At 54.3% G+C, this 26915-nt stretch carries 26 protein-coding genes; 14 read left to right on the top strand and 12 right to left on the bottom strand.

Annotation, left to right across the window (positions count from 1 at the left end; all coding sequences use genetic code 11):
• Positions 1–59: 59 nt before the first annotated feature.
• The 14 genes from pduL to NTU47_13915 all read left to right on the top strand — a co-directional run bounded on the left by pduL (position 60) and on the right by NTU47_13915 (position 8813).
• The gene (gene pduL / locus NTU47_13980; GenBank protein MCX6134917.1) at positions 60–722 is read left to right on the top strand and encodes a phosphate propanoyltransferase; all 663 of its coding nucleotides are present in this window, start codon (positions 60–62) and stop codon (positions 720–722) included.
• On the top strand, positions 719–1027 hold the full coding sequence (locus tag NTU47_13975) for a EutN/CcmL family microcompartment protein (GenBank protein MCX6134916.1): 309 nt from the start codon (positions 719–721) through the stop codon (positions 1025–1027). Before pduL ends, NTU47_13975 begins: the two co-directional genes overlap by 4 nt.
• Entirely contained in the window at positions 1024–1344 is a 321-nt protein-coding gene (locus NTU47_13970) for a hypothetical protein (protein MCX6134915.1), read from the top strand. The genes NTU47_13975 and NTU47_13970 overlap by 4 nt, the downstream gene beginning before the upstream one ends.
• A 10-nt stretch (positions 1345–1354) precedes the next feature.
• Positions 1355–1633 (top strand): BMC domain-containing protein, encoded by a 279-nt coding sequence (locus tag NTU47_13965; GenBank protein MCX6134914.1) that lies wholly within the window; start codon positions 1355–1357, stop codon positions 1631–1633.
• Between the two features lie 12 nt (positions 1634–1645).
• Complete coding sequence (locus tag NTU47_13960; protein MCX6134913.1) at positions 1646–1948, top strand: BMC domain-containing protein; 303 nt, start codon at positions 1646–1648, stop codon at positions 1946–1948.
• 12 nt (positions 1949–1960) lie between these two features.
• Entirely contained in the window at positions 1961–3385 is a 1425-nt protein-coding gene (locus tag NTU47_13955) for an aldehyde dehydrogenase (protein MCX6134912.1), read from the top strand.
• 132 nt (positions 3386–3517) lie between these two features.
• A complete protein-coding gene (locus NTU47_13950; GenBank protein MCX6134911.1) occupies positions 3518–3793 on the top strand; it encodes a BMC domain-containing protein in 276 nt (91 codons plus the stop codon).
• A 6-nt stretch (positions 3794–3799) separates the two neighbouring features.
• Entirely contained in the window at positions 3800–4087 is a 288-nt protein-coding gene (locus NTU47_13945) for a EutN/CcmL family microcompartment protein (GenBank protein MCX6134910.1), read from the top strand.
• Positions 4084–4347, top strand: coding sequence for a EutN/CcmL family microcompartment protein (locus tag NTU47_13940; GenBank protein MCX6134909.1), 264 nt, complete (start codon positions 4084–4086; stop codon positions 4345–4347). The genes NTU47_13945 and NTU47_13940 overlap by 4 nt, the downstream gene beginning before the upstream one ends.
• The gene (locus NTU47_13935; protein MCX6134908.1) at positions 4347–4619 is read left to right on the top strand and encodes a EutN/CcmL family microcompartment protein; all 273 of its coding nucleotides are present in this window, start codon (positions 4347–4349) and stop codon (positions 4617–4619) included. The genes NTU47_13940 and NTU47_13935 overlap by 1 nt, the downstream gene beginning before the upstream one ends.
• A 16-nt stretch (positions 4620–4635) precedes the next feature.
• Positions 4636–5937 (top strand): 4Fe-4S dicluster domain-containing protein, encoded by a 1302-nt coding sequence (locus NTU47_13930; protein ID MCX6134907.1) that lies wholly within the window; start codon positions 4636–4638, stop codon positions 5935–5937.
• The gene (locus NTU47_13925; protein ID MCX6134906.1) at positions 5934–6506 is read left to right on the top strand and encodes a BMC domain-containing protein; all 573 of its coding nucleotides are present in this window, start codon (positions 5934–5936) and stop codon (positions 6504–6506) included. Before NTU47_13930 ends, NTU47_13925 begins: the two co-directional genes overlap by 4 nt.
• Before the next feature lie 135 nt (positions 6507–6641).
• On the top strand, positions 6642–7433 hold the full coding sequence (locus tag NTU47_13920) for a class II aldolase/adducin family protein (protein ID MCX6134905.1): 792 nt from the start codon (positions 6642–6644) through the stop codon (positions 7431–7433).
• 204 nt (positions 7434–7637) lie between these two features.
• A complete protein-coding gene (locus NTU47_13915; GenBank protein ID MCX6134904.1) occupies positions 7638–8813 on the top strand; it encodes an acetate/propionate family kinase in 1176 nt (391 codons plus the stop codon).
• Positions 8814–8909: 96 nt separating this feature from the next.
• Here the strand turns inward: NTU47_13915 and NTU47_13910 are convergent, their stop codons facing one another.
• The 12 genes from NTU47_13910 to NTU47_13855 form a co-directional block, all read right to left on the bottom strand.
• Positions 8910–9773: a hypothetical protein gene (locus NTU47_13910; GenBank protein ID MCX6134903.1), complete on the bottom strand. Its 864-nt coding sequence runs from the start codon at positions 9771–9773 to the stop codon at positions 8910–8912.
• Between the two features lie 284 nt (positions 9774–10057).
• A complete protein-coding gene (locus NTU47_13905) occupies positions 10058–10846 on the bottom strand; it encodes a phytanoyl-CoA dioxygenase family protein (GenBank protein ID MCX6134902.1) in 789 nt (262 codons plus the stop codon).
• A gap of 193 nt (positions 10847–11039) precedes the next feature.
• On the bottom strand, positions 11040–12350 hold the full coding sequence (locus NTU47_13900) for an MFS transporter (GenBank protein MCX6134901.1): 1311 nt from the start codon (positions 12348–12350) through the stop codon (positions 11040–11042).
• A 65-nt stretch (positions 12351–12415) separates the two neighbouring features.
• Entirely contained in the window at positions 12416–13555 is a 1140-nt protein-coding gene (locus tag NTU47_13895) for an oligogalacturonate lyase family protein (GenBank protein MCX6134900.1), read from the bottom strand.
• Between the two features lie 67 nt (positions 13556–13622).
• Complete coding sequence (locus tag NTU47_13890; GenBank protein MCX6134899.1) at positions 13623–15230, bottom strand: alkaline phosphatase family protein; 1608 nt, start codon at positions 15228–15230, stop codon at positions 13623–13625.
• A 74-nt stretch (positions 15231–15304) separates the two neighbouring features.
• The gene (locus NTU47_13885; protein MCX6134898.1) at positions 15305–16069 is read right to left on the bottom strand and encodes a glucosamine-6-phosphate deaminase; all 765 of its coding nucleotides are present in this window, start codon (positions 16067–16069) and stop codon (positions 15305–15307) included.
• A gap of 80 nt (positions 16070–16149) precedes the next feature.
• The gene (locus tag NTU47_13880; GenBank protein MCX6134897.1) at positions 16150–17919 is read right to left on the bottom strand and encodes a glycoside hydrolase family 88 protein; all 1770 of its coding nucleotides are present in this window, start codon (positions 17917–17919) and stop codon (positions 16150–16152) included.
• The gene (locus NTU47_13875) at positions 17919–19157 is read right to left on the bottom strand and encodes a glycoside hydrolase family 127 protein (protein MCX6134896.1); all 1239 of its coding nucleotides are present in this window, start codon (positions 19155–19157) and stop codon (positions 17919–17921) included. The genes NTU47_13880 and NTU47_13875 overlap by 1 nt, the downstream gene beginning before the upstream one ends.
• Before the next feature lie 190 nt (positions 19158–19347).
• Positions 19348–21912: a family 20 glycosylhydrolase gene (locus tag NTU47_13870; GenBank protein ID MCX6134895.1), complete on the bottom strand. Its 2565-nt coding sequence runs from the start codon at positions 21910–21912 to the stop codon at positions 19348–19350.
• A 23-nt stretch (positions 21913–21935) separates the two neighbouring features.
• Positions 21936–23189 carry a metallophosphoesterase family protein gene (locus NTU47_13865; GenBank protein ID MCX6134894.1) on the bottom strand — a complete coding sequence of 418 codons (1254 nt, stop codon included), beginning with the start codon at positions 23187–23189 and terminating at the stop codon, positions 21936–21938.
• A gap of 34 nt (positions 23190–23223) precedes the next feature.
• Complete coding sequence (locus NTU47_13860) at positions 23224–25200, bottom strand: hypothetical protein (GenBank protein ID MCX6134893.1); 1977 nt, start codon at positions 25198–25200, stop codon at positions 23224–23226.
• Between the two features lie 9 nt (positions 25201–25209).
• On the bottom strand, positions 25210–26901 hold the full coding sequence (locus NTU47_13855) for a hypothetical protein (GenBank protein ID MCX6134892.1): 1692 nt from the start codon (positions 26899–26901) through the stop codon (positions 25210–25212).
• Positions 26902–26915: the final 14 nt, after the last annotated feature.

The raw sequence follows: 26915 nt of genomic DNA, 5'->3' as shown, positions 1-26915 counted from the left end.
ACTGCTCTTGCGCGAGCGGGACTGGTACAGTTCCGCAAGAAGAACTCATTGACGTCATAGTGAAGTCTATTCACGCCGTTCTACAATCCGAACCGAGGGGTGGGAATTCAACGCCGGATTCGGGGTTGCAGTCTCTGCGCATCCCGCTCGGTATCTCAAACCGCCATATCCACCTCACTTCAAAGACTTTCCATCAGCTCTTCGGCGACAACACTGAGTTTGAATCGATGCGTCCGCTCTATCAGCCGGGGGAGTTTGCATCGATCCACACATTGACAGTCGTTGGGCCAAAGTTACGGAGCATCCCTGGCGTCCGCATTCTTGGACCTCTCAGAAACTATGACCAGGTTGAAGTCTCTCTCACGGACGCGGTGTTCCTTGGCATCGACCCTCCTGTCACCAACTCGGGGAACCTCAACGACGCAGCGCCGTTGACCCTGGTAGGTCCGAACGGATCGGTGTACCTGGAAAAGTGCGCGATCGTCGCCAACCGGCATCTCCACATGACGACGAACGATGCCGCACGACTTGGCGTGAAGGAGGGCGAGTACTGCAAAGTGCGTATCGGCGGGGAAAAGCCAACGACGTTTGAAAACGTTCTTGTGCGAACGAATGACAACTGGAAAATTCAGATACATCTTGATACAGACGATGCCAACGCGGCAAATGTCAGGGATGAGACATTTGTCGAATTCTTGGGCAAAATGGGAAATGACAGATGAAGATAGGAAAAGTCATCGGAAAGGTTGTCTCAACCAGGAAGGAAGGAAACGTCGAGGGGCTGCCGATTCTCGTCGTGAGCTATCTTGACGAAACACTTTCGGATACGGGGAAAACTGCGGCCTGTATCGACACAGTCAATGCGGGCGACGGAGACGTCGTGCTTCTCTGCGCGTCTTCCTCCGCACGAATGACATCGAGAACGGCCAACGTGGCAACCGACAATACCATCGTGGGCATCGTTGATTCCGTTTCGGAAGGATCAACGTACGTCTATAGAAAGAGTAACCCAGGTGCCAAAAAGTGACAAACCTGTCAATTGAAGAACTGGTGAACAAAGTCGTGGCCGAAGTCCTGGCCGAGCTTTCAAGGCGTGGAGTCAAGGTGGATTTCGGTCCACCGAAGATGAGTGCTCTCAAACCGGCCTCTCCCCCGAGTGCCTCTGTCTATGTCATCGACATGAGCGGTTTTCGGAGCCCGGTTCTCCTTGAGAGCCACCTGCTGTCGCTCACGCCGGAAGTCAAAGAGATCGCTGTGCCAACCGGGACGGTGGTCACGCCCGGAGCGAGAGATCTCATGAGGAAAAAGAATCTGATACTGAAGAACATACCAAAAACAAACTAAAGGAGGTCCAATGTCGCGAGTAGCCTTGGGTTTTGTCGAAACGCGCGGAAACACCGGAGCTATACAGGCCATCGACGCCATGCTCAAGACGGCGAACGTGGAGTTTGTCAAGAGAGTCGAGATCGGGAGCGCGTTCGTGACTGTTCTCGTCCGCGGGGAAGTCGGCGCTGTTCGTTCGGCTGTGGAAGCTGGCGCTGAGGCAGCAGCAAAGGTGGGAGAATTGGTCAGCACGAATATCATTCCTTCGGCGCACGAAGACGTGTTTGCATTACTCGGAATCGAAAAATAAGGAGACGGAACAATGATCGATGCATTGGGAATAATCGAAACGGTTGGTTTTACATCTGCCGTTCAGGCAGCTGATGCCGCAGTCAAGTCGGCAAACGTGAAACTCGGCAAGTGGATCAAGGTCGGCGGCGGCAGAGTGTGCATTGTGATGCGGGGAGAAGTTGCGGCGGTGAAGGCGGCGGTCGATGCCGGCGTGACTGCTGCGAAGGGTATCGGCAACGTCGCATGCTCGCTTGTCATTCCGCGTCCTTCGGACAAACTGGCCGAACAGTTTCCTATCGAACCGCTGACGTCCGGAAAAAAGGGTGGAAAATAATCGAGGTCCAGAGTGAACATCAATGATGCTCAATTAAAAGAACTGGTGGAGCAGGTTGTACGCCAGGTTGTTCAGCAGCTTGATGCCCCGACGGCCTCCCCGGCGGGCGGGAAAGGTGACTGGGGTGTCTTCAACGACATGAATGATGCGGTCGAAGCGGCGTACGAGGCTTTTCAATCGTACAAGACTCGCAGCAAACAGTGCCGGAAAAAGATCACTGATGCGGTCCGGCAGATGACGATGGACCACAAAGACGAGCTTGCGAGAATGACGGTTGAAGAGACCCGAATGGGACGCGTCAATCACAAGACTGCGAAACTCGTCAACGCTGCAAAAAACAGCCCCGGCGTCGAGTATCTGGATCCGCAGGCATGGTCTGGCCGCAACGGTCTGGCATTGGATGAATACGCACCATTCGGCGTCATCGGCAACATTACCCCGGCGACGCACCCCGGTCCCACGATGATCAACAATATCATCATTCAGCTCGCAGGAGGAAACACGATCGCGTTCAATCCGCATCCAGCCGCCAAACGGGTTAACGCCAGAGTCATACAGCTCGCAAATCAGTATATGGTGAAGGCAGGGGCTCCCGAGAATCTTGTCACCTGCGTCGCAGAACCAACGCTCGAGACCGCCAAAACACTCTTCAATCATGAACATGTCGATCTTCTTTCGGTCACGGGCGGACCTGAGATGGTTGCGATGGCGATGAATTGCCCCAAGAAAGTCATCGCAGCCGGACCTGGAAATCCTCCGGTGCTGATTGACGAGACGGCCGATCTGGCTCTCGCTGCGAGCGAGATCACACAAAGCGCCAGTTACGACAACAACGTCCTCTGCATAGCAGAAAAGGAGATCTTCGTTGTCGAATCCGTCTTCGAGCAGTTCATGGGCGAGATGCAGAAGGCTGGAAACGTGCGGTTGACCACGAACCAAATGGACGCGCTGGCAAAGATCGCTCTGCACCTGTCGGGCAAGCACTGGCTCATCGGCCGCGATTACGTCGGGCGAAATGCGAATGTGCTCGGGGAAGCAATCGGGCTCAATCTCTCCGACGAAGTGCCGCTCCTCTTTGGCGAAACCGACCGGCAGCATCCCTGGGTGGTTGCCGAACAGATGACCTCGTGCATCCCGGTCGTCAGGGTCAAGGACTTTGAAGACGGGCTGCAGGCGTCGCTGAAGGCAGAGCACGGCTTCAGGCACACGGCCGGCATTTTTACGCGGGATATGAACCGCGCCACGACGTACACGCGCGTAATGGACTGTGATGTTCAAACCATCAACGGCGGGACGCTTCGGGGCGACGGCGGAGACCTGGGCGAAGGGTACTTCTCCCACACCATTGCCACACCGACCGGAGAGGGAATTTGTACTCCGTTGAATTTCGTCCGCAAGCGCCGCATTATGACGCACGGCGCACTGCGGTTTGTATAGTCGCGGGAAATTTCACGCAAAGGCGCAAAGGACGCAAAGAACCGCGCGGATCGGAATTGAAGACTTTGCGGCTTTGCGTGATTCTTCAACAGAGTTTGAATCAATTCATCATCGAAGCAAGGAGATAACACCATGGCAGCAAAAAGCGCAATCGGGATACTGGAAACAAAAGGATTTGCACCGTTGATCCAGGGTGCAGACGCGGCGATCAAAGCGGCCAACGTGGAACTGGTGGAATGGCGCCAAGTCGGAAGCGGATATGTTTCGTTTCTGATCGAAGGAGACGTCGCGTCCGTCCGTTCTGCAATCGAAGCCGGCGCAGATGCCGCTTCCAAGATCGGGGAGGTCGTTTCCCATCTGGTTATCCCGCGTCCGGTTGAAGAGATCGACAAGTCACTCAAAGGCTGAGGACCCATGATATTCGCGAAAGTAGTCGGAACAGTCATTTCGACGCAGAAGGACGAGAACCTCAACGGGAAGAAACTCCTCTTGTGCAAAGAAGTTGACCACAAGGGGAAACCTCTGAGCACGTACCATGTCGCCGTCGACGCGGTGCAGGCAGGCGAGGGGTGCTTCGTTCTTCTCTCGTACGGGTCTTCCGCCCGGATGACCGAGGCAACCAAGAACGCGCCGATCGACGCGGTCATTATGGCCATCATCGACGATCTTCAGATCACGCACTCCGCTCAAGGCCGGAAATGAAGCTTGGGATCGTGATCGGGGTCGTCTGGGCGTCGAAGAAGGCACCCGAACTCAAAGGGTGCCGTCTCTGCATTGTCCAGCCGGTCTCGTCGGACTTGAAAGCGACTGATCTTCCGCTCGTGGCCGCGGATCCGTTGAACCTCGCCACGGGGGGGGACACGGTTGTGTACGTGACCAGCACGGACGCGACACAGGCGTTTGAAACCGGCTTCGCGCCGGTCAATGCGAGCATCGTCGAATTGGTGGAGGAGATTGCCTGATGTTCCTCGCACGAGTCGAAAAGAAAGTTATCTCGTCAGCGAAACATAAGGCGTATGACGGCAAGACCGTCTACGTTGTCCAACCCGTCAATCCCGACGGGAAGCCCAAAGGAGCAGAATGGGTCGCCATCGACTATGTGGGTGCCAACATCGGTGACATCGTTGTGTGCGGCGGCGCTCCGGGTGTCGCACGGGACGTCTTCCATATTGATTTCGCGCCGATCAGAACGCTGATCATGGCAATCGTTGACAAGATCGAGTACACAGAATAGCAGCGGCAGGAGCTTGTTGTTGACCATCAAGGAGATTCAGAATTGCGGTATTATCGGTGCCGGTGGAGCGGGGTTCCCCACTCACGTCAAGCTGAATTCCAACCCCGACACGATTATCATGAACGCGGCGGAATGCGAACCGCTGCTGCACAAAGATATGCAGATCCTTCGGAGACACGCCGACAGGGTGCTCGAAGGATTCAATGATGCGATGCAGCTCACAGGCGCCCGGGAAGGAATCATCGGGATCAAAGAGAAGCATCACGAAGAAATCCGGCTGCTTGAATCAAAGGTTTCGGGCAATTGCAGGGTTCAGCCGATCGAAGATGTCTATCCCGCGGGGGATGAAGTAACGCTCATCTACATGACCACCGGGAGAATCGTCCCGCCAGGCGCCCTCCCCCTTTCCGTCGGATGCGTCGTTCAGAACGTCGAAACGCTTTACAATATCGGCACGCACAAGCCGGTGGTAACCAAATTCGTCTCCGTCGCCGGGGCGATCGAACAGCCCGCCACCGTCGAGGTGCCGGTCGGGACGTCGTACGCGGAGGTCCTCTCGCATTTCAAGATAACCGCCGAAGAGTATGTGGTACGATCAGGCGGTTTGATGATGGGCATCCTCGAGGAAAACCTCAGCAAGGTCGTATCGAAAAGAACATCTGCGCTCATCGTTCTGCCGGCCGACCACCATTGCGTCACGATGTATCGTCGGTTCAGTTCGGATCACGCAGTAGACATCATTGCGAAGGCGGGATGCGATCAATGTTCGTTCTGCACTGAATTGTGTCCGAGATACCTGCTCGGCCATCCCGTTCGGCCTGAATTGGCGATGCGCAACCGGATGTTCACGCGTAAGGATCTGCCGCTGACAAACCCGGGGAATCTCTCCTGCTGCGAGTGCAATCTTTGCACGATGTACGCTTGTCCGGAAGGTTTGGATCCCAAGGGAGCAACACTCATTGACAAGCGGTTGGCGAAGTCTCAGAAACCGGCGGGGAGCGGAGAGCAACCGGCTGTCCATCCGATGTTCGACTACCGCAAAGTGCCGGTGGCGAAGCTGAAGCAGCGGCTCGACGTCAACATGTTCCGGGACGAGGGTCCCCTCAGGCAGCTTGATATACATCCGATCGTTGTCCGTGTACCCCTTCGGCAGCACGCCGGGACCCCGGCTCGACCGGCGGTGAGGGAAGGCGACCGTGTGAAAAGGTATGATGTGATCGGCAATGCATCTTCGGAGATCTCCTGCACCGTGCACGCGTCAATCGACGGCATTGTGAAGAAGATTTCGGCCGATGAAATTACTATCGAGAGAGCATGATGGAAACAAGAGACGCGCTCGGCATCATTGAGTTGGCAAGCATCTACAAGGGTTACCACGTCCAGGATGAGGTGCTGAAACAAGCACACGTGGAGAAGCTGGTTGCGCGGTCGATCTGCTCGGGTAAGTATCTGATGATCTTGCGTGGAGCGGTAGGCGACGTCGAAACCGCTATCAACGTCGCACGCGAAGTCGGAGGGTTCTCTGTCGTCAACCTGACTGTTATACCGAGGGTCGATCCGCGGGTCTTCCCGGCAATCAGCGGCACGACGCTTTTCGAGACAAAACTCGGTTCGAAAATCCCGGCTATGCTGATCATCGAAACCTTTTCCGTCGCATCGGCGATCAAGGCTGCCGATTGCGCTGTCAAGGAAGCCGACCTCGACCTCATAAGAGTTCATGTCGCTATGGCGGTTGGCGGGAAGGGAATCGTCGTAATGACGGGTGACATAGCCGCCTTGGAAGCTGCGGTGCAACCGGCGGTAGAAGCGGTGAGGCAAGACGGCATGCTGGCGGGCTATGTGCTCATCAAGAATCCACACGAAGACGTTCTACGAGATTTGATATAGAACCCATCAGAGAGCACTTTGACAAGACGAGATTCTCACGCAAAGACACAAAGCCGCTAGAAAAGTAAGAAGTCCTTCTTTGCATCTTGGCGACTTTGCGTGAGCTGTTATTCATAGTTGGAAGGAAACGAAGCGATGCAGGATGAACAGGAACTGCGAAGGCTTTTTGTCGAAATTGGCAAGCGAATCTGGGCCCGCGGGTATGTGGCGGCAAACGACGGTAATATCACGGCCGTCCTGAACGACCGCGAATTGCTCACAACGCCGACAGGTGTGAGCAAAGGATTCATGACCACGGACATGATCATCAAGGTCGACCGGTCGGGAAAAGCCGTCTCCGGTCACTCGAAGTTCCGCCCTTCGAGCGAAGTGATGATGCACCTGGAGGTATACAAGACACGTCCCGACGTCAAGGCAGTCGTCCACGCACATCCCCCCTACGCCACAAGTTTTGCAGTGGCCGGAATACCCCTCAACAAGTGCGTTCTTCCTGAAGCAATCATCGTGATTGGTGCCGTCCCCCTGGCACCGTACGGACTCCCTTCAACCATGGAGATTCCAGACAGCATTCGCGACCTCATACAGAACTCTGATGCCATTCTCCTTCAGAATCATGGCACGCTGACGCTCGGCAGTGATCTTCTCAACGCGTATCACAAACTCGAGACGCTCGAGCACACTGCAAATATCGTCTGGAAAGCCATCCAGTTGGGGAACATGAACGTCCTTCCCGAACGAGAACGCGACCGCTTGATGACGCTGCGCGACAAGTTCAACCTGCCGGGGCGCATAACCTCTTGCGATGCGACGCCGATGCCGAGCAGCCATTCGGAGTCATATGAGCCGAAATCTTCGAACGAAGCCGTCAGCGAACAGAAGATTCGTCAGATTGCGGAACAGGTGATATCAAAGCTTTCGAAACGCTGACACCAAGACAATACGTATCCCGCAAATCCGAAATCCGAATATCGAAATTCAAAACAAATCCTAAAAATCAATGTCGAAATTCAAAACGCATTGCCTGTGGATTGGTGCTTCGGATTTCGAATTTGTTTGAGATTTCGGATTCAGGATTTCGTGCTTGGGCCTCCGTCCGGTATGCTTTCAGTACTTTCGCAACGGTGACACTCTATGACCCTTCTCATTGCAAACCCGGGCAGCACCTCGTTCAAGTGCAAGCTGTACGATCTCACTACCATGCAGGTCCTGTTCCAGGCGAACGTGGAACGAATCGGCGACAAGGAAGGGATCTACACATTCAATCGTGCCGGCGGAGAGAAGATGGTATTCACGCAGCCCGTGCCCGACTACCCTGCAGCTGTTAACCTGACCTTGAGGTCGATGAAAGATGCACACCTCATTGACGACCTCGCCGCCGTTGGTTTCAAAACTGTCCACGCAAAAGGTGTCACAGGATGCGTTGAACTATCGGACGATGTGCTCAAAGCGATGGAGGCCTATCGCTCGCTCGCACCCGTCCATACAGACATCTACCTGCTGGCGATATCTGTATTTCAGAGCCTCCTTCCATCGATTCCGCGCATAGGCCTCTTCGAAACCCATTTCCACGTCAACGTTCCGCCCGAGGCGTACCTCTATGCAATCCCTTATGAGTATTACGAAAAGCATGGGATTCGCAAATACGGATTCCACGGGGCCTCTCACCGATACATCGGAATGCGGGCGAAGGAGCTATTTGGCGCGCAGAAAGTCATTTCCTGCCACCTCGGCGGGAGCTCTTCCATCTGTGCGATCAAAGACGGCTGGTCGATCGATACCTCGATGGGGATGAGCCCGCAAAGCGGGTTGCCGAACGCGAAACGAGTGGGCGATCTTGACCCATTTGGACTGTTGTATCTTATGGAACAGGAGAATCTGTCAGTGCAACAGATTGGCAAGATCCTGATGTCCAAAGGAGGGATCTACGGAATCTCGGGAACCAGCGGCGACTTCCGGGATATCGAGCAAGGGATGGACAACGGAGACAAGCGATGCGAGCTCGCGTTCAACACGTTTGTGTACAACGTGAAGAGATACATTGGAGAGTACCTGGTGGCACTGAATGGTGCAGACTGCATCGTGTTCACCGCCGGTGCAGGGGAAAAGTCCGTCCGCATACGGAAAGCAATCGCCTCAAACATGGAGAACCTCGGGATCGTGCTCGACGAGGAAAAGAACAATTCGAATCCCCCTGAAGGGCTCATTTCCCACGACTCTTCGAGAATCAAACTTGCGGTCATACCGACGAACGAAGAGCTGGTCGTGGCCACCGAAGTGAAACGGTACCTGGAACACAAACGATCATAGGGGCGCAGCCCATCCTCGATTCCATCTGCTTCTCAGAAATAACAGCGCCCGACCTTCTGGCCGGGCGCATTGTTCATACCAAGAGCATTGTCGAAACTACTTCGAGATGATCACCAGCCGGTTCACCTTCCAAAACTGTTCAGGATTGACGATCTTCAGAATCGTGTGTCCTCCCGTGATCTCTTCCGTCGAAAACGATCCTGCATCACGCTTCGGAATGATTTCAGCGATCTTGCCCGGGACATCGATCTGTGCTTCTTTTGTCTTGTCCAACTTCTGGAACAGATCGGCATTGAAGTTCCCCGCCAGCACCGACGTCGAACCAAGCAGTCCCCACAGGAAACCGCCTTCGTCCGTGATAATCCCCTTCGCCTTCAAGTCATCCTTCTTCCCGACAACAAAGTACACGGTATTTAATTGCCGGGTTCGCTCGTTCAATTGATTGGATTGATCATCAATCGTAGCTTCGCGTGCGGCGATGACCCGCGTCTTCTCGGAAACCACAGATTCGAGAGATGTCACACGGGCTTGCAGGTCGGCAAGGGTCTTCTCGCGCTCTTCCAGAGTCGTCTTCAGGTCTTCTACCATCTTCTGAAGTCCGGCATACTGGATGGCAGCGTTCTTCAGTCGAAGCTGAAGATTTGAAAGCTTTTTCCTATTGGCCGCAAGTATGGAATCGATATCGGAGATCCGACTCAGGATTTGCTGCTTCACTTGCAGATGGGTCGGCGGCTTGGCTCCTTCCCTGGCAGAGGATTGCTGGAGGACCTTGTTCTCCATCGCCCAAGTGCTCTCGAGCTGATTATGAATCTCGTTGATCGCCGAAGTGACTTCTTCGATGTATTGATCCTTCGCCTCTAACTGCTTCGTGAGTTCCTTGTTCTTGTTTTCGAGTTCCGACTGGCCGCAGCCTGCAAACACAAGAAGAACGGCTAACGTGACAATAAAGTTGATACGCATATAATTTTGCCCTTTCTATGAGTCGACCGCCCGCACACAACCAACGAAACAGCATGTTTCGTTCGACGTCACGTAGCTCCATTCCTGACTGAGTCGGAATTCTATGGACACCCGGTTCTGGACAAGAGGAGTGCTGCGGGGAGTTGACTGGTCTTCACTGAAGATACGGAAATTTGGCGGGAAATCCGAAGGCGCTTGCTCAACCTGGCTTCGCACGCGCCCTTTCCAAAAACGCGCAGCGTGTTTTGGCCTACATGGTGCCAACGAAAGCAATCATTGGCTGCTTAGTCGCGGGCAAGAACCGGAAAGAGCGGCCCGTGAAACTCTTCTCCCGGTTGAAGATTGCTGCGATCTCCAATGATGTGCGTGTGCTTCCTGTACGTCGTCCCCCCCGGCATGAAGATTGTCACCATCGCCCGACGGGGGATTTCCGTGATGTTCGGTCCGGCGTAGTGGAATGTAAGACCGTTGTGAAACGTGCAGCTGCCTGGCTTCAATTCAATCGCGACCGGCTTCACGCCGCGGAATGACTCCGGAAGCACAGCGTCAAGGTTATCGGGAGAAACATTGCCGAGATCAACCGGGGGAAGCGGTCCGAGCTTATGCGACCCGGGGACAAACCACATGCATCCTCGTTCAACTGTCACTTCATCGAGCGCCATCCAGCAGGAAAGCCCCCCTGCCTCGTTCATCGGCCAATAGACCGTGTCCTGGTGCCATGCGGTTGCCTTGCTGTCTTTGGGATATTTAATAAGCGCTTGATCGTGCCAGAGCCGGACGAATTTTGAACGTGTCAGCCGCCGCGCAATTTCGGCAACGCGGGTGTTGTGAACATAGTCCTCGAGCACCGGATATCGCTCCCAAAGGTTCACCATTTGAAGGAAGACCTTTGAATATCCTTCATCAGTGCGCGGACCGAGGTTTAAATTGTACTTGTTTTTGTCCTCCACGGCCTGGGCGACAACCTTCCGAAGCACATCCACCTCGTCCATTGTCAGGACGTTATCCAGACGAACGTAGCCATTCTCCTGATAGAAACTGATTTGATCTTCGGTAAGTGGATAGTGATTCACAAGTCCTCCTCTGGAGTAGGGACTACACAATTGGAACAACACCTGGGATTGGGGTCGCACAGGACGTTTCCGAGCGATCGTCTTGGAGAAAGAACATCGGGGAACACCGTGAAGTTCCGGTCTGAGAAGTGCGAGGCCGTTTCACCAATGGGGGCATATGGGATGGAGGATGAACGAGGTAGCCCCGACGAACCTAGATTCGCAGCAGGACGCCCTTTCCGCTGTGTTTTGTATTTCGGATCAGCACAAAGACAAGCACGGCTCCGATGAGGGGAAACGCACTCGCGGCAATAAGGATCGGCGTAAATGTGTAATGATCGGCTATCCATCCGATGAGAAAGGTTGAGAGAATCGTCAACGCTCCGGCAGCCGTGCCGCTCAAGCCGCTCACAGTGGCAACGGAGTCGCTGTGATACAGGTCCGACGGGAAAACGAGCACCATCGTGCAAAAAGTAGCATACGCGAATGTCGCCAGGGCAAACAGTCCGGCGATGGCAAACAGACTCGACACAAACACGGTGGGAACGAGCATCGTCATTCCTATTGCACCGAAGGCCACCACTGCTTTCCGGGCGCGGCCGACGGGCCAACCCCGCTTGATGAGATAGCTCGAGAATCCGCCCCCTGCAAAGTTGCCAAGATCAGCCGCAACGAAGGGAATCCAGAACGCAACGAGCGTATCTTCAGGAGAGAAGCCCTTGGACACGAGGAAAATCATGAACCAGTCTGCGATGAAGAACCAGACCGGGTCGGTCATTGCCCGCGCCACAATGATACCCCACGTCTGGCGGTACCTCAAGAGGGTCCACCAGGATGGACGGGCTTCATTCGTTACCGGGGCGAGTGTCGTTTCAACTGAATCAGGGACATCGCGATCGGCAAGGATCATCTTCAATTCATCTTGACTGATGCGCGGGTGTTCTTCGGGGCGATAGTACATCATTCGCCACACGATAAGCCAGAGAAAGCCGAGCGTCCCGGTAATCAGGAATGCAGGTCGCCAGTCTCCAAATGAATGATAGAGCCAGATGACGAGCGACGGAGCGATGGCCGCGCCAATCGAGGAGCCGCTGTCGAAAAGCGCGACAGCCCAGCCACGCTCTTTCTTCGGGAACCACTCCGAAACCGCTTTCGTTGCCGCAGGCCAATTTGCGGATTCACCCATTCCCAGAAGAAAACGAAAGAAGGCGAAACTCCTCAGTCCCGTGGCAAGCGATGTGAGCATGGCAACAATAGAGTACCAGGTTACAGTGATGGTAAGCCCCAGGCGCGTCCCGACCCGATCCATGAACCTGCCGAGGACTGTCTGGCCGATCGCGTAGGCAACACGAAACGCGATGACGATGAGAGCATAGTCTTCGTTCGTCCACCCGTACTGCGTCTTCAAGAACGGGGCGAGCACGGAAAGGGTCTGGCGATCGATGTAGTTGATCACCGTCGAGGCGAACAACATGCCTCCGATCCACCAACGCAAGGATTGAATTGCCCGGGTCGTTTTCGCCATGCTGGTTCTTTCTATCCTCTCGAGGTGAATGAATCCTGATCGGAACCGAAGAGCGCTGCCACTCCCTACTTCTTCTTTCGAAGCAGATATACATTTGTGTTCCCGTCACGGTTGCTCGTGAAGAGAATATCAGCCGACTTTGCCAGAAACGACGGATGCGGATCGTCCATACTTCGCTTGAAATCATCATCGTGCCGGAAAACATGCCTGCAGACAAGTGAATCTCCCGAGATCGTATAGAGATTGATCCACGGAATCTCCGCCCTCCCGTCCCCGACAAACAGATCGCAGCCGTAGTTCACCTCTGTGTGCCGGTCGGTCGCATTGTAGTATTCCTTGTAATGCCCTGTAGCGATATCGAGGATCCCGATCCCCTTGCGCGGCCAGTCGGTGGAGACCTGATAACCCATGCGTTTCCCATCTGGGAACCAGTATTCATGGCCGACCCGGTCCTCTGTCCGTGCTTCAACTCGAACGGGATGGTTGTCAGATCCGTCTGCGTTGACAAACCACAGCCGTTGATCGACGATTTCCCAGGGCCCTTCATGGCAATAGCTGACTAGATTCGGATTCTGCGGATGGACCATGACATGGCTGATCCACTGCTTCTCTCTGTGCACCTTTCGCACCTCGCCGCTGCTTGTTCGTACGAGCAAAATCTCGCTCCAGGGACGCGAGTCCATTTTCGCTCTCATGCGATCAAAATCGGTGGGGTACTTCTTGCCGCTGTTCGTTGATTCCACAATCCCGATCCCGAGCCACTCGCCATCATCCGTGATCGTCAGGCTTGAGGATGTCGCATAGCCTGCGGGTATCGCGTAGCCAAGTTTCCTGGATTTGAATGTCGACAGGTCTGTCGCACAGAGGGCTCCTGAATCGAAGTAGTATACTTCATTCTTCTGGATAGAAATTACGGCACTTCCACCCTGAATACGCCGACCGTCGGTGACCTGCGTGATATGTCCGTCATTGAGATTGATCAGGAACAGATTGTCGCGTCCGGTTCGTGTGGAGGAAAATACAACAGAATTAGCGGCCGGGACAATCCCGTCGTTGTAGAAATACAGCCGAATATCTTCTGCCTTGTCGGTGGTGAGCTGCACCACCGTATAGTCTGTCACAAGCGAAGGGAATTCCCTCCATTCGGCGGGGAATATTTTGCCTGGTTGAGCCATCACAGTGGCTGTGATCAATACAGAGAACAAAAGCCCAATAACTCCGCGGACCATCCTTCTACGACCTTTCTTCTTTTTCTGTGCAGGTGCGTGGCACCTACTTGTTTCCGAACTCTTCAAGGATTACTCCGTCAAGCCCCGATGGAGCCTGAATATTGAGGATCTTTGCAAGCGTCGGAGCAATGTCCACCGTGTGAACCGGGCGATCGATTCTCTTGGCTGCATAGTGCGCTCCCCAGAATACGAGCGGTACATGGGCATCGTAGGAGTAGGGAGATCCATGGGACGTCCCCGTTTTCGCATCAGTGACGAGACAGTTTTCACAATCGCGAATGAAGAAATCCGGGACCCGGCCCGGATATAGACTGTGGCGATATGCCTCCAGGAACAGGCGCTGAGGCGTTTTGGGATCAAGCAGCTCGGTGCAGAAATACACATCCGCAACTCCGTCAACGCTCAGAACGACATCGCGCACCCTTCGTTCGATTACCCGCGGATCAGCACCTGCCTCGTTCATCAATGAATAGTTGATGAACCCCTCCTTGACAACCGTCTCCGGGGCTTTCAGTTCGATGCGTAGCAACGAATCGAGCTGCCTCAGTTTTTGCTGAATCTCTTTCTTGTTGTCGAAACGCCTGGCGAATTTGTGCTCGACAGTCGTGACATATTCCGGAAGAGGCATCACACCGTGATCTCCTACGAGGAGAACGAGCAGGTTGTCCCTCCCATACGCGGAAGCGAGCTCGGTAAGGAACGTATCTATAGCCAGATCGAGTCGAATAAGGTTGTCGATCATTTCGTGGCTATTGGACCCAAACATGCTGCCAATGTTGTCAGTGGAAGAAAGGGAAACGCAGAGCAGGTCGGTGACCCCACGCTTGCCGAGTTGTTCGCCGCGCAATGCCACGCGGGCAAAATCGAGCAGCATCGTATTCCCATACGGTGAATCGAATGCTTGGCTGAACCTCTTGGCCGGTGTGAACGCATGCGGGAAACTTGTGCTTCCGTCCCAAAGGTATTCTCCCTCCATGGCATCGGGACCGTATCGTCCGTAGACAGAGTCAGCTTTGAGTTTGGTCCACACAGCGGGAAGGTTCCTTTCAACCCAATTGCCCGCATTGAAACCTCTTGCCCATTCCGGAAGAGCGCTTGTATAGTACGTAGAAGTCACCATATGCCCGTTCGTCCGGTCATACCAAAAAGCATAATCCGCTTTCTTGCCCCCCATAAGGACTGCGGGCCGGTCCTTGTACGAAATGGAAACGACTCTCGACCGCTTTGATGCCCCTTTCAGCCAGTCGCCAACAGCCGTCGTCAACAAATTGTTGGGGGATCTCTTTCCGCCTTCACCTTCCACCGGCATCGCGGTGGAATCTTCAACAGAATACACCCTTCGGTTGGCTTTTCTGTCGATGAAACTGTTTCCCACGATCCCGCTCTTCCACGGATAGACACCTGTCGCCATCGTAGCATGGCCGGGGGCTGTGGAGGTATTCGCATAGCCCAGGCCGGCATTCGAGTACCACACTCCCTCTGTGGTCAGCCGCCTGAATCCCGCGGAATATTCTTTCGCGTACCGCTCCAGGTGATCCGCCCGCATTTGATCTATGGAAATAAGGACGATCAGCTTCGGAACTTCCGAAGCCTGTCCGAACGAAACGAGTATAAGAAAGGAAAGCAAAGTGTGAATTACATGTTTTTTCAACGAGGGGTCTCCCAGGACATTCAAGTAAGATGAAACGGGAATCAATGAGACGGCGCCAAGCGTCATTCATGGGTCTACAAGAACGAGGCCGCATGTTCATCGATGAACAGCGAAACTCGAGCGTGGCGGCGCAAAACCGACGCGGGCACCTTCGTCGTCACCGGACCGAGCATCGACTCACGCACAGCACGCGCCTTACGGTCCGAGGGTGCCACCACGCTCAGGTACTGCGCGGACATCAAAGCAGGGATGGTGAGTGTCAGGGCGCGCGGAGGCACGTCCTGGATGGTGGGAAAGCACCCGTCGTTGACTTGTTGCTGGCGACATGGTTCGTCCAACTCCGCAATTTTCACCAGGTACTTGTCAGCGAAGTCAGCGACTGGCGGGTCATTGAACGCTATATGCCCGTTTTCGCCTATTCCCATGCAGCCGATGTCGGTAGGGTTCTCACGCAACAGGGCCGCATAGCGTTCACATTCCTTTGCCGGATCGACGGCCTGAGAATCAAGTATGTGCACCTGCTTCATCCCGACTTTTGAAAAAAGGTGATTCTGCAGATAGAGGCTGAAGAACTGATCTGAGGTTGCAGGCAGGCCGATGTACTCGTCCATGTGAAACCCGACCACGCGAGACCAATCCACATCGCTGGACTTGGTCAAATACGAAAGGAATTCGTTTTGAGAAGGGGCGGCGGCAAATACCACGTTTGCCGTTCCTTTTTCTTTCAGCACCTGGCGTATGAGCCCCACCACATGTGCCGCTGCAGCTTTGCCCATCTCGTCGCGACTGTCGTAAATGTGCACCTTCACGCTTTCAAATGATTTCTCTCGATATGCCATGGTAGTTCTGTGCTTCCTTTGTTATTGTTAGAATTTCCGGGCAATGTTACGTCTCGCCCGATATGTCATTTCCGCCGTCGTCACTTTGTCGTTTCCCTTTTGCCGAATTGCATCATTTCCGTGCAGGCGGATATCACGGCACCCAGACCGCGCGGATCATTGTCGAACCGCTCCCTCTTGAAATAGTATTCAAGATCCTCGCTCATTTCCGTGCCGCGGCATATGTCCCTCACGATTCCGTCGCTGCTGATGCGGGACTGCAATCCCGTCCAGGCCTTCTCCATGGGTCCAACAAAACTTGAATCGAGAATCCCGGAGCGGAGCCCCCTTGCAATACCGATCAGGTACATTGCGGTACAGGAAGTCTCTTCGTAGGAATCGGGACGGTCCAGCACCTGGTGCCACAAACCAGACGATGCCTGATAGGACACAAGAGCTTTCAGATGATTGCGATAGATGTTGACGATCCCGGTCCGCAGCGGGTGCGATTCCGGAAGAAACCTGAGAACCTCCGATGTCGCCCAGATCACCCAACCGTTCGCCCGCCCCCACGAAACCGATGCCTGCCGTTTCTCGAGATCGTACCATCCATGCCTGTAGAGGCCGGTCTTCTTGTCGAGCAAATACTTGTTGAACCTGACCACCTGCTGTGCAGCATCGTCAAAATACTGCCTGTCGCCGGTAACGAGACCCATACGCATCAGGTACGGAGCGCTCATAAAGAGATCATCCGCCCATACCGTGCCGGGATATTTTTCGTACCGGCATAATGTTCCGTCTTGAAGTCGGACCTGGCCTTTGGAGACATACGTTGCGACATCGGCGACGAGAGGTTGCAGACGCTGATCGTGCGTTCGAAGCAGAAGCTCCACAAACGGCAGTGCCGGGGCCCCCGTATCGTCCAGCATACCGCTCCTGATGAGCTTGTGATTGGCCCCTCTGAATGCATGGAGCCGCTCGTACTGACTCTTGAACAGTTCGAAATTGTCGAGAGTGAACGAACAGCAAGCCCTGACAAACGAGCTTACAGAAGTGTCCCTGGCGGCGGAGGCGAAGTCCAGCAGTGAGAGCATCACTGTTCCGTTCGGGTATTGCCATTCCGCATACGATTCCCGGCGGTAAGTAGCATCAGGCTTAATGCGGAAATCTTGTACCATCCGCTGCGCTGGGAAGCGCCAGGACAAATCAGCACCGCCGTATGAGTAGGTGCTTTTGTATCCCGACTCCGGTGGAAGAGAGTCGGCCAACGGATTTCCTCTGGTATTCACGAACACTCCGATAAACGTCCATGGCTTTCCCTTGAAAACCGGATCAACATGCGCGAGGTCGAAACTGGTCGAAGGCCTCAGTCCAGGCCTCGCAAGCTCTCTGAGATAAGCCACATTGCGTCCGGCGGAGAGCCCGGCTTTGATGAGAATAAGGTTTTCTCCTCTTTTCAGCGGCAGACGTATCGTGTCATTGAACCGAAAAAGCTCGTAGCCGATCTCATGGAACGCGAACGAGGCGGACTTGTTGGCGGAATAGACGGTCGCGCCATTCAGCCTGATCGTCAACGGCAGGTCACGACTCAGTCCGAACGCCATCGTCGTATCGCTCTCCGCCAGGATTGAGCTCATGGCGAACGCAACACCTTTGGACGCGGAACCGAAAAGGCTGCCAAAATCCAGGACCTGTATGTCCAGCGTGGGCTTGAGCGGAACTGATTGAAACTCGAAGGCAGTCTCGTGCATAACCCGGTCGATGATTGCGCGAGCGGCCCGTTCGGCTGATGGTTTTGTCGCAACCTGCCCGGATGTAGATACGAGTGCGATACAGCAGATCCCGCCGACATATGATGCCCAGCGAGTCATTACTCGCCCCCGTACCGATAGTTATGGTAGGCTGCGAGGAATCTCAGGCTGAAGGAAGTCCCGAGGTCTCGTTGCGTCAGATAGAGTTTTCCCCCTTTGCTGCGTGTCCGGATGTTCATTGTCGCGCCTGCGAGATTCTTGTCCGGGTGATCGGATGCAAACCGATTTGCTATGATCCACTTCGCTGTTCGCTCAATGTTCTCTTTGAACTCGTCTCCAACTCCGAGCTGCTGCAGCCTGATCCAGAGCAGTCCCGCCATAGCGACGGTTGAACCGCTGACAGAATTCTGGTTGGAGCTGCCATCGAGATTATTCTCGTAATAGATCGTTCCGTCTTTCTTCTGGTACTTCGTGTAGAACTTCAATGTTTTCAGGGCAGCCTGGAGGAACGATTTGTCCCCGGTCAACACGAAGCCTTCGATAAGCGATTCCGCATTCCACAAGTTGAACCTCGGATGGAAGCTCCCTTTTGAAGCATCGTTCGGCGAGAACTGCATCCAGAGACCTTCGGGCCCCTGTTTTTCCACCAGGCTCCGGCACAGATTGAGAAACACCGTCTTGTACTTCTCATTGCCCGTGTATTCGTACATGTCCTTGTAGATGGACCCCTCGTTGTTCACCCGGGCGACTTCATTCAGCGTCTGTTTCTTCTTGTCAGGCCAGAACGGGCTGTTCTCCTTCAGCACTTCGCCGGTCTTCGGATCCGCCATGTCATACAGCATTCCTTCTTTGGGAAGGTAGAAGTTCTGCAGCATCCATTCACCGGCACCCGTGGGAACGTCGGCGTATTTTTTTTCCTTCGTGACGCGGTACAGATTGAAAAGTCCCGGCGTGCCATCGGTGACGGTCGCGCAAACGATGAAATCTATCCCATCACCATGAATTGCACGCACCATCCCTTTGAGCTTCGGATGATCTTTGATTTCCAGGCCGACCCACCAATCGCCTGCCTTCTTCGCGGCTGCCAGCCACTTCTCGTCTTTCGTCACCTTGTACGCTTCCACCAAACCGTTAATGAGCTGACCCGTATGCCAGGCCGGTTCATAGTCGAACCATTTCCCATCCATGATGCTGTAATCACATCGTGATTTCCCGTTCTCATCGAGAAGCACCTCAGATCCGTACCGTGCGCATTCACGGATCGCCTGGAGGATCTCTTCTTTGGCTGGATACTTCTCCTGGGCAATAACAGTTCCTGCCATCGTCAAACAAATCATTGCTGCGGCTGTAAATCGCATCTGAGTCCTCCGGGGTTAACTGTTGGCGATTAGCTGGAATTTCATTTCTGGATTCTAGATTCTGTCTTCTGATTTCTGGATTCTGGATTCTGATTTCCCCTCGACTCGCGAAAAACGCTCGCTCGGGGTGTACTGACTTCTGAACCGCCAACTCGTCTCCCGTCTAACTTCTTACGTCTCACTTTCTTTCCTACTGCTCAATCCACGACGCCCGCCCGGTCGCGAAGTCGGGACGATCAACGGCGTATGGATACGGTTTCACGACGGCATGCGGCCATAACGAGTCGTCAAATGAAACGGTTTTCCATTGGGAGCCAACGGAAGCTGACACCTTCCATGTTGTATCGCTTGTGATCTTCTGTATTGATCCATCGGCAAAGCGCAGCTCGCCGTAGATGTTCAAACCGGATGAACCAGCAACCGAATAATCCCGGGCCTCTGCCGTGAGGACATTCACCGAATCGGTCAGAAGAGGCAGTATGTTGAATATCTTGATCCTCTGGTGCTCTGCGCTGATCGAGTTGGACCTCCTCACATATACTTCACCTGCCTCGTGACCGTTTACCGCCAATTTCACATACGTATCGCCGATGAGCTGAATGGTGGCGGACTTTGTCCCTTTCGGAACGGAAAACGTCTTCCGGAAGTACGCTTGCTGAACGCGTGCCGGCGGCTGCGAACCCGTTTTCACGTCGGCATGATATATCCAGGAGCTTTCAATCTCAGGCTCCACCCAAAACACACCGCTTTTCACCTGATCGACCTTCTCCTGCCAGAAAGCCTTCTGGCGGTCGTGGCGCATGAGCAGATACTCCAATCCCTCGGGCCTGTTCGATATTTTCCACAGCCGATCGAACTCGAGACTGAGTGGCTTGAGATCACCAATGACACTTTCACACAGAGAAACGATGGCAGCCGCCACCGAATCCTTCCGCGGCGATGAGGAAGCCCACCGGCTCAACTCCCGCACCTTCTCCCCCACCTGCACTTTTTTCGAAAACCAGAGATTCAATCGGGCGACGAAATCCAAATATCTGAGATGATCATTGTTGTCGTGTACAACGGTTTCCGCTTTCTTCAGAAGAGAAATGACGAGCGGCATTGTCGATTCAATGCTCTGAAGCCGCTCCATAATAACGGCCGAATGCCCCTTGAGCGGGGCCGGCGGCATGAACGGCAGCATAGGATTGCGCCACAGTTCATACCAGGTGTAATTGTTGGAGGGGCTGGAGAGAATCGCATAGGCCGCCCGGACGGATTCTGTCTCATGTGTCCCAAAGAAATACCTGAAGAACGCTTCACTGAACGATGCGACATCAGGTTTCAAAGGCTGCCATGCGCATTCAGCTCCCCAGGCGTAGCCATAGTAGTTCAACTCACGAAGCTCCTCACCGCCGTAATCATTCCAGCTCGAGATCAGCAGACCTTCTGTCTTCTCATCGTATCCGGCCCGGCTGAAGCGTTGAATGTTCTCAAACGAATTCAGGAAATCGAGGAACGGGCCGCGGTAGTTGCGCACAGCCGGGGAAACCACAACCGGGAAACCGGCACGCTTCAGCAGACCCGGAGTGTCATACTGATACTGTGGATCGTAGTTCCAGTCCACGATGACGATGTCTTTCGGAATCATCTGAAGGATTTCAGGATTCTTGAGAATAATGTCGCCATAGATCATCGGCGTTTTGCCGTATTTCCGGATGATGGCTGCCACACGCGTGTAATGATCGGCCAGCACTTTCGGCAATCCAAGTTTCGCTACACGCTCTTTGCTCGCCCCAAGACCGACGTCGCGTGTCTCATCTGCCGCCATATTGAAATAGGGACCGCTGTAGGAGCCGGCAATCTCGCCGATCATCTCATCGAGCAGCGTGTAGGTCTTCTCATCCGAAACGTTGAGCGTCCTCCCGCCCGGGTATTCTGCGTAGCCGAGGTATTCAGGAATCGCCAACAGGTTTTCGGCATGGCCGAGAGTTTGGAAAATAGGGGCTGTTGTGACGTGATACTGCCCGGCATACGCATCCAGTTCTCTCAATTCAGCGGCAGTCAATGCTCCTCTGCCTCTGCCAATCAACGGATGGTTCTTGAATGTAAACATGTCTTCTATGTACGGTGAGAACGTGTTCATCTTGTACCGTGCAAGGAAACGGATGATCTTCTTGAAGTTCGCGAGGGTTGAGACCTGCCCGCGGCTTATGTCGTCAGAAATGCCGCGCTGCTTATAGAGGGGGAAATCAGTTACAGTTGCACCGTCAATCACGACGGAGTTCTTTTCACGCCGCATCAGTTGCAGCAACGTCATCACTCCGTAGAACCTCCCTCGATCCGACGCAGCAAGGATGACAACTCCCTTCGCATCAACATCAAGGAAGTAGCCTTCTTCCGCCATTTCCGGAGGCAGCGTTCCCTTGCGCTCGCTCAAGAGTCGCCGGCCGGTCTGAGATACAGCATTGCCCACGAAAATGAACTTCGCGGGGAGTTGCCGCAATTCCTTCGCATCCGTCACAGGCAACGCCCGGGATTTCCACCGCGCGAGTTCTTCGTTGATCTGCAACGCCGCAAAACGGTCCTGCCGCGAATTCGACTCCAAAACAATCGCCGTTCCCTTGGTAAGAGCGAACTGCAGATTCTTCCGGATGAAGTGCTGAGGTGTTGGGATGATACGGGGCACCGGCATGGCATGCTGCTGCCCACTCGTCACCAGAGAGAACGAGCATAGTACCAACGCCAGCACCAGCACTCTTTTAGGAAATCTCATTACGCGGGCCTCCGGCTCATGCTTCATTTCACCAGTTCAAACGAATCGAAAAGCACACCCGCAGCGGAGTATGCTTTCAGAGAGAGCTTGTTTCCATCAACAGCAACGACCTGGAACAACGATTTGTCCACCGCTGTTTTGGCCATCAGCGACTGATAAAGCGGGTTCGCAACGTAGAACTTCGGCCCTGATGATGAGACAAGGTACACAGTCCCTTGTTGATTGTCAGGCACGACGTTTCCATTTTTCAGCTTGAAGCTCCGGGCGTAGGTGTGGTCGTGACCGGTCAACACCAGATCGACATGATATTTGTCAAAGAGCGGCAGGAAGGCAACGCGGGTCGATCGTTCATCGCGCACCCGGCCGTAGGAGTACAGGGGATGATGGAATGAAACGATCGTCCATTTGTTCGGATTCTGAGAGAGAAGTTTTTCCATCCAGGCGGCCTGGTCCTCAAGCCTGTCGTTGCTGTTTATCATGATCAACCGGACCCCCTGGTAGTCGACGAAATATGAAGTTTCCTCGAGACCCGGCACCCCATTCTCCGGAAGCGTAAAATGCGGCCTCCACATGGGAGAAATGGATTTCACCCGGTCCTTTCTTCCCCTCTCATCCAGAGCGATCTTCCCGTTTTCCATCTTGTAGGCCATGTCGTGATTCCCCGGGACCATCATGCTCGGCACTATTCTGAACACAAACCCGGCAGCATAGAAGAGTTCGGCATACCGATAGTCTTCGGGCTCTGATGTCATATCCCCCGAAAATGTCCAAAAAGACGCGTCGGGGATAGTCTTGAAGGCTTCCTGAAAAATGCGAGAGACGTGTTCCTTGATGTCGTCCTGTGGGTCGCCGAACCAGACAAACTTAAACGGCTCAGCCGATGCACGCGCGGTGGTGAACTGGTTCCATTCGCTCCAGACCGAGTCTCCGCCGACCCTGTAGACATATTTCACTCCGGGCTTCAGATCTGCGAGAACCACTGAGTAGTGAAACACCGTTCCACTCTTGTCCGCCTCAAGACGTTCGCGTTTGGCCGGCGTCATTTTCTTCAGCTTCTCGAACTGCACACCGTCTGTCGACTCGGCACATTCTACCATCTGGCTTGCCGACTCAGCCACCGTTCTCCATGTTACTGCAACGCTGGTGGCTGGCTTCTCCGTCAGGTTCAGTATTACCCGTTCAGGCACATACCGATCCTTCCCCGATTGCGCGAGGACCGATGTTGAAAGCAAAAAGAAAACTAATGCAGCGTGCACCATCTTTTTCATCATGGTCATTTCTTTCCTCTTGATCGATGACATCTGTTTCAGGCTATCGGGGGTTTGAACTCTTCGTTGCTGCGTCCATCACTGTCAGACGATACTTGATCTTCTGGTCAAATCCGTCCTTCGGGGGATGGACTTCCATGACCAGAGGGTGGCATTTCATGGCGGGGAATGGGAAAAGATAGCGGGAGGCGCGTTCCCCTTGTTTCGCTTGAACGTCTCCAACCAGAATCTCAAATAAGAACTTCCGCTTTGCTCCGACTATGATGACTGTGCGCGGGGAGACATATTCAAACGTCATTCCTTCTTCTTCCACGATCGGCTCGACGATCCGTACAACGGGCTGGCGATCATGGAACCGGAGCGTGACCGTCTTCTCGATCGCATTATCGAATATCGCATGCGACCAGGTGTATCCAACGCCACCCGGAAACCATCGTTCATTCTTGAGCTCTCCGGTGGTGGATATCCATGCAACAGTATCGCGGGAGGAGTGCGTACTCATCCTTCCTTCAAATTCATACAGGTTCGTGAAATAGCCGTTCGTGTCGGAAAACTCGATCCGGGGCGTCAGACAGATCACAGTGTCCTTCACGATGGGCATATGCATCGTCTCTCCCCGAACATAGGTAGTCTGACTCGACGTCTGAAGGAAGCCATAATCCTTCACCCATACGTTACACGCAGAGCCTCCGGTGGGGTGCTGGTTATACTGTCCACCATTCGTGTTGGTGAGATCCTTGTATCCATACCCTGCAATGGTCACCATGAAATTAGCAGAGCGAGCAAGCGCCATGTTCACTGTAGGATAGTACCTTAGCCAGCCGGGGACTTCAGACGGGAGAGCAGGCATGGACGACATGCCCTGAAATCCAAGCTCCACGGCAAGGGCCAGATTCTTCGCACGAGCGAACGTGGGATAGTTGCACAGCTGATCAGAGAATACTCTCCAGAAATGCGGCCCGTTGCCGATCAATCCGTCACGCATCATCGTGCGAAGGTAGCGCAGATTCCGTATAGCAGCGGTCGCGTACCGGGGGTCTTCCTGAGCAAACAGGCTGAAGAGAATCTGGGGACCGTCCGCAGTCTTGCTCCCAAACGTCGTCCACTTATAGCACCGGCTTCCCCAGGAACCGTCGATCGCGCCGTTGGGGTACACAAATGGAAGGTTCTTCGCGAGAGACCGCCGAACGGCTTGCTCGACATCCTGGTCCCTTGTTTCCCGGGCATACAATGCAAGACCCCAGAGGGACATGTCCATTTCATAGCCGAGATCCACCCCATATTTCACACCGAATGATCGCGCCGCTTCACCCTGGATGAACCCATCTTCGTCCATCTTCGCAACTGTCCAGTGAGCCAGCAGTCGCGCTTTTTCGCGATACGCAGCATCCGGGATCAGGGCTCCGGTCATTGCCAGCGCGGCCGCCGAAGTGGGACAGTAATTGATGCTCGCAAAATCGGGACTCATAACACGAACGAGGTAATCTGCAGCAGACTTGATTGAACCCTTCCATCTCAGGACTTCTTCTGCCGAGAGAGCCGGACTCAGAATCGGAAATGCCCGCACCATCATGAGAAGTTGATCGGCTGTTGTCCCGGTCCAGGCCCACGGCGTCTCGATCCATTGCCCCTCCGGCTGCTGTTGGCGGATGAGCCAATTGCCAACCCGGATCGCAGCATCCCGATATTTCCTGTCGCTCGTATGCTTGAACATGACGGCAAAGGGATAGACTGCTTCGGCAGCGCGGGTGTGAAGAACTCCGCAAGCCGGGCAATTGAGAGCACCAAATTCCTTATCACCTTTCTCAATTCGCTGCAAGTCGAGCAACGCTTTCGACAGCACAGAGAGGCTCTCATAACATTCATCATGCAGCGATACTTGTTCTTGCCTGGCGCTGCTTACTGCGAACGATGCCAGGAGCAGTGCTCCGGCAACAAGGCCATCTCTCACAATTGTTCTCACGCGTTTCACGTCCATGGTTGCGATTGTTGTTCGATTCTGCCGACTGAGCAGGTTCATGCCAGCCAGCTAGCCAATGTAGGTCGTCAAGACCCCTGCGGCCAGTATCGCAGCGACAAAGAGCACTGCCCAGAGAAATCCCTTCACATCGACGCTGTACCTGGTGAAGCTGAATTTCTTGTGCAACGACAAGAGATCAACAAGAAGCAAGCTGTGCCCCTGTTCCTCCAGAGTGCCGTTCCCTGCCCCCTCCGGTATTCCCGCGATAGATTCTCCTTCGAGCATGATGGGAATGCCCTTTTCCTTCAGCCGGTATTCCTCTCCAACCGGTGTATGCAGCAGTGTGAAGAATTTCTCAAGCTGGCGTTCCGGTTCCGGCTTCGTCAACAGGCTTACAAGCACGAGGACCAGAATCCCAGATGGTAAATATGCGGCGATCTGGTATTCCAGCGGCCAGTGAAGGACCAGTCCGGTAAACAAGGAAACACCGGCCGTCGTCACAAGGCTCGCCCACACTCCGTATCTGTTGGCGCCGCGCCAGATCACACCCATCCAGAACGCGATGCCGAAGAAAGCGGTGAACTGCCACACATACTTTATTCCCTGCACAACACTTGAAAGCGTCAGGGCCAGCACGACCCCCCCCACGACAACCACAAGAGCGGCGATGCGCGCTACTTTCAGATCATTCGCGTCCGATGAATCGCGCTTCATGTATTTCTTGTAGAAATTGCGCGTGAACAGTGCAGATCCGCCCACCATGTAGTTGTGCGACGCAGCGAGAACCATGGCCGCCATGGCAGCGATCATCAATCCAATGAGACCGTGAGGCAGGAGGTTTGTCACCGCGGTGCCGAACGCCATCTCGCGATTCGCCATCGTCAGCCCGGGATAGAGAACTGCGGCAAGAACGCCGACATAAGCCCACCCGAGAGTCGCAAACCGCTTCACGAAATTGCCGAACGTGAACCCCGATCTGCAGCCCATCTCCGATTTCCCCGCCCCGCCAACACCCATATGATGAGGCAAGACCACAACGCCAACAAGGCCGTTGAGCACCGCCATGACGATGAAGAAAAGCGTGACTTCGTGCGGAGCGACGAAGCTGAACATATACTCTGGAAGCTTCGCCTTCATCGCAGTCAGTCCGCCCCCTGCAGCAAGCGCAAACGGAATCAACAGGAACGAGAGGACAAAAATGAAAGACCCCTGGAGCAGATTGATGAAGAGCGCCGAGACCAATCCGCCCAACACACTATAGGCCAGGAAGAAAACAGTAAGCAGGATCACCACGACTTCGGCGGGGATTTGCCCCCCCGTAATCGCATCGATGGCCGATCCGGTCCCTTTGAGAATCAGTCCGACCTCGAGCGTGAAATACGTCAAACCCATCACGGCGTAGGCGGAACCGAGCTTCGACCCGAATCGCTCCTCGAAGAAATCACCTGTGGTGATGTAGCGAACCCGCCGATAAATGGGGGCAAGGAGCCAGTAAAAAGGGGTTGAAAACAGGTACACCCACTGATACCAGATGCCCGCAAGTCCAATCCCGTAGGTCGCTCCGGAGACCGCGATGGCCTGGTCTGTGTGTGTGCCAGCTCCGAGCGCGTTCATGATCATCATGATCTTGCTGCCGCGCCTGTTTCCCATGAAATAGTCACCCGAGTTGGTGACGTGTTTCTTCATGTGCCAGCCAAGCCAGACAACTCCGCCGACGTAGACGAGGATAACCAGCAGGTCAATGAGAGATATTCCGAACATATTCTTCCCGCGCC

It is taken from the genome of Ignavibacteriales bacterium (genome assembly GCA_026390595.1).
In the GTDB taxonomy this organism is placed as follows: Bacteria; Bacteroidota; Ignavibacteria; order UBA10030; family UBA10030; genus UBA9647.
The sequence above is the reverse complement of the archived record's forward strand: the minus strand, read 5'-3'. Positions and strand labels throughout refer to the sequence as shown.

Excerpts from the sequence above, each read along its gene's own strand:
- NTU47_13975 (MCX6134916.1), top strand. The coding sequence starts at position 719 with ATGAAGATAGGAAAAGTCATCGGAAAGGTTGTCTCAACCAGGAAGGAA.
- NTU47_13965 (MCX6134914.1), top strand. The coding sequence starts at position 1,355 with ATGTCGCGAGTAGCCTTGGGTTTTGTCGAAACGCGCGGAAACACCGGA.
- NTU47_13960 (MCX6134913.1), top strand. The coding sequence starts at position 1,646 with ATGATCGATGCATTGGGAATAATCGAAACGGTTGGTTTTACATCTGCC.
- NTU47_13950 (MCX6134911.1), top strand. The coding sequence starts at position 3,518 with ATGGCAGCAAAAAGCGCAATCGGGATACTGGAAACAAAAGGATTTGCA.
- NTU47_13945 (MCX6134910.1), top strand. The coding sequence starts at position 3,800 with ATGATATTCGCGAAAGTAGTCGGAACAGTCATTTCGACGCAGAAGGAC.
- NTU47_13940 (MCX6134909.1), top strand. The coding sequence starts at position 4,084 with ATGAAGCTTGGGATCGTGATCGGGGTCGTCTGGGCGTCGAAGAAGGCA.
- NTU47_13935 (MCX6134908.1), top strand. The coding sequence starts at position 4,347 with ATGTTCCTCGCACGAGTCGAAAAGAAAGTTATCTCGTCAGCGAAACAT.
- NTU47_13925 (MCX6134906.1), top strand. The coding sequence starts at position 5,934 with ATGATGGAAACAAGAGACGCGCTCGGCATCATTGAGTTGGCAAGCATC.
- NTU47_13920 (MCX6134905.1), top strand. The coding sequence starts at position 6,642 with ATGCAGGATGAACAGGAACTGCGAAGGCTTTTTGTCGAAATTGGCAAG.
- NTU47_13915 (MCX6134904.1), top strand. The coding sequence starts at position 7,638 with ATGACCCTTCTCATTGCAAACCCGGGCAGCACCTCGTTCAAGTGCAAG.
- NTU47_13910 (MCX6134903.1), bottom strand. The coding sequence starts at position 9,773 with ATGCGTATCAACTTTATTGTCACGTTAGCCGTTCTTCTTGTGTTTGCA.
- NTU47_13900 (MCX6134901.1), bottom strand. The coding sequence starts at position 12,350 with ATGGCGAAAACGACCCGGGCAATTCAATCCTTGCGTTGGTGGATCGGA.
- NTU47_13885 (MCX6134898.1), bottom strand. The coding sequence starts at position 16,069 with ATGGCATATCGAGAGAAATCATTTGAAAGCGTGAAGGTGCACATTTAC.
- NTU47_13880 (MCX6134897.1), bottom strand. The coding sequence starts at position 17,919 with ATGACTCGCTGGGCATCATATGTCGGCGGGATCTGCTGTATCGCACTC.
- NTU47_13875 (MCX6134896.1), bottom strand. The coding sequence starts at position 19,157 with ATGCGATTTACAGCCGCAGCAATGATTTGTTTGACGATGGCAGGAACT.
- NTU47_13870 (MCX6134895.1), bottom strand. The coding sequence starts at position 21,912 with ATGAGATTTCCTAAAAGAGTGCTGGTGCTGGCGTTGGTACTATGCTCG.
- NTU47_13865 (MCX6134894.1), bottom strand. The coding sequence starts at position 23,189 with ATGACCATGATGAAAAAGATGGTGCACGCTGCATTAGTTTTCTTTTTG.
- NTU47_13860 (MCX6134893.1), bottom strand. The coding sequence starts at position 25,200 with ATGAACCTGCTCAGTCGGCAGAATCGAACAACAATCGCAACCATGGAC.
- NTU47_13855 (MCX6134892.1), bottom strand. The coding sequence starts at position 26,901 with ATGTTCGGAATATCTCTCATTGACCTGCTGGTTATCCTCGTCTACGTC.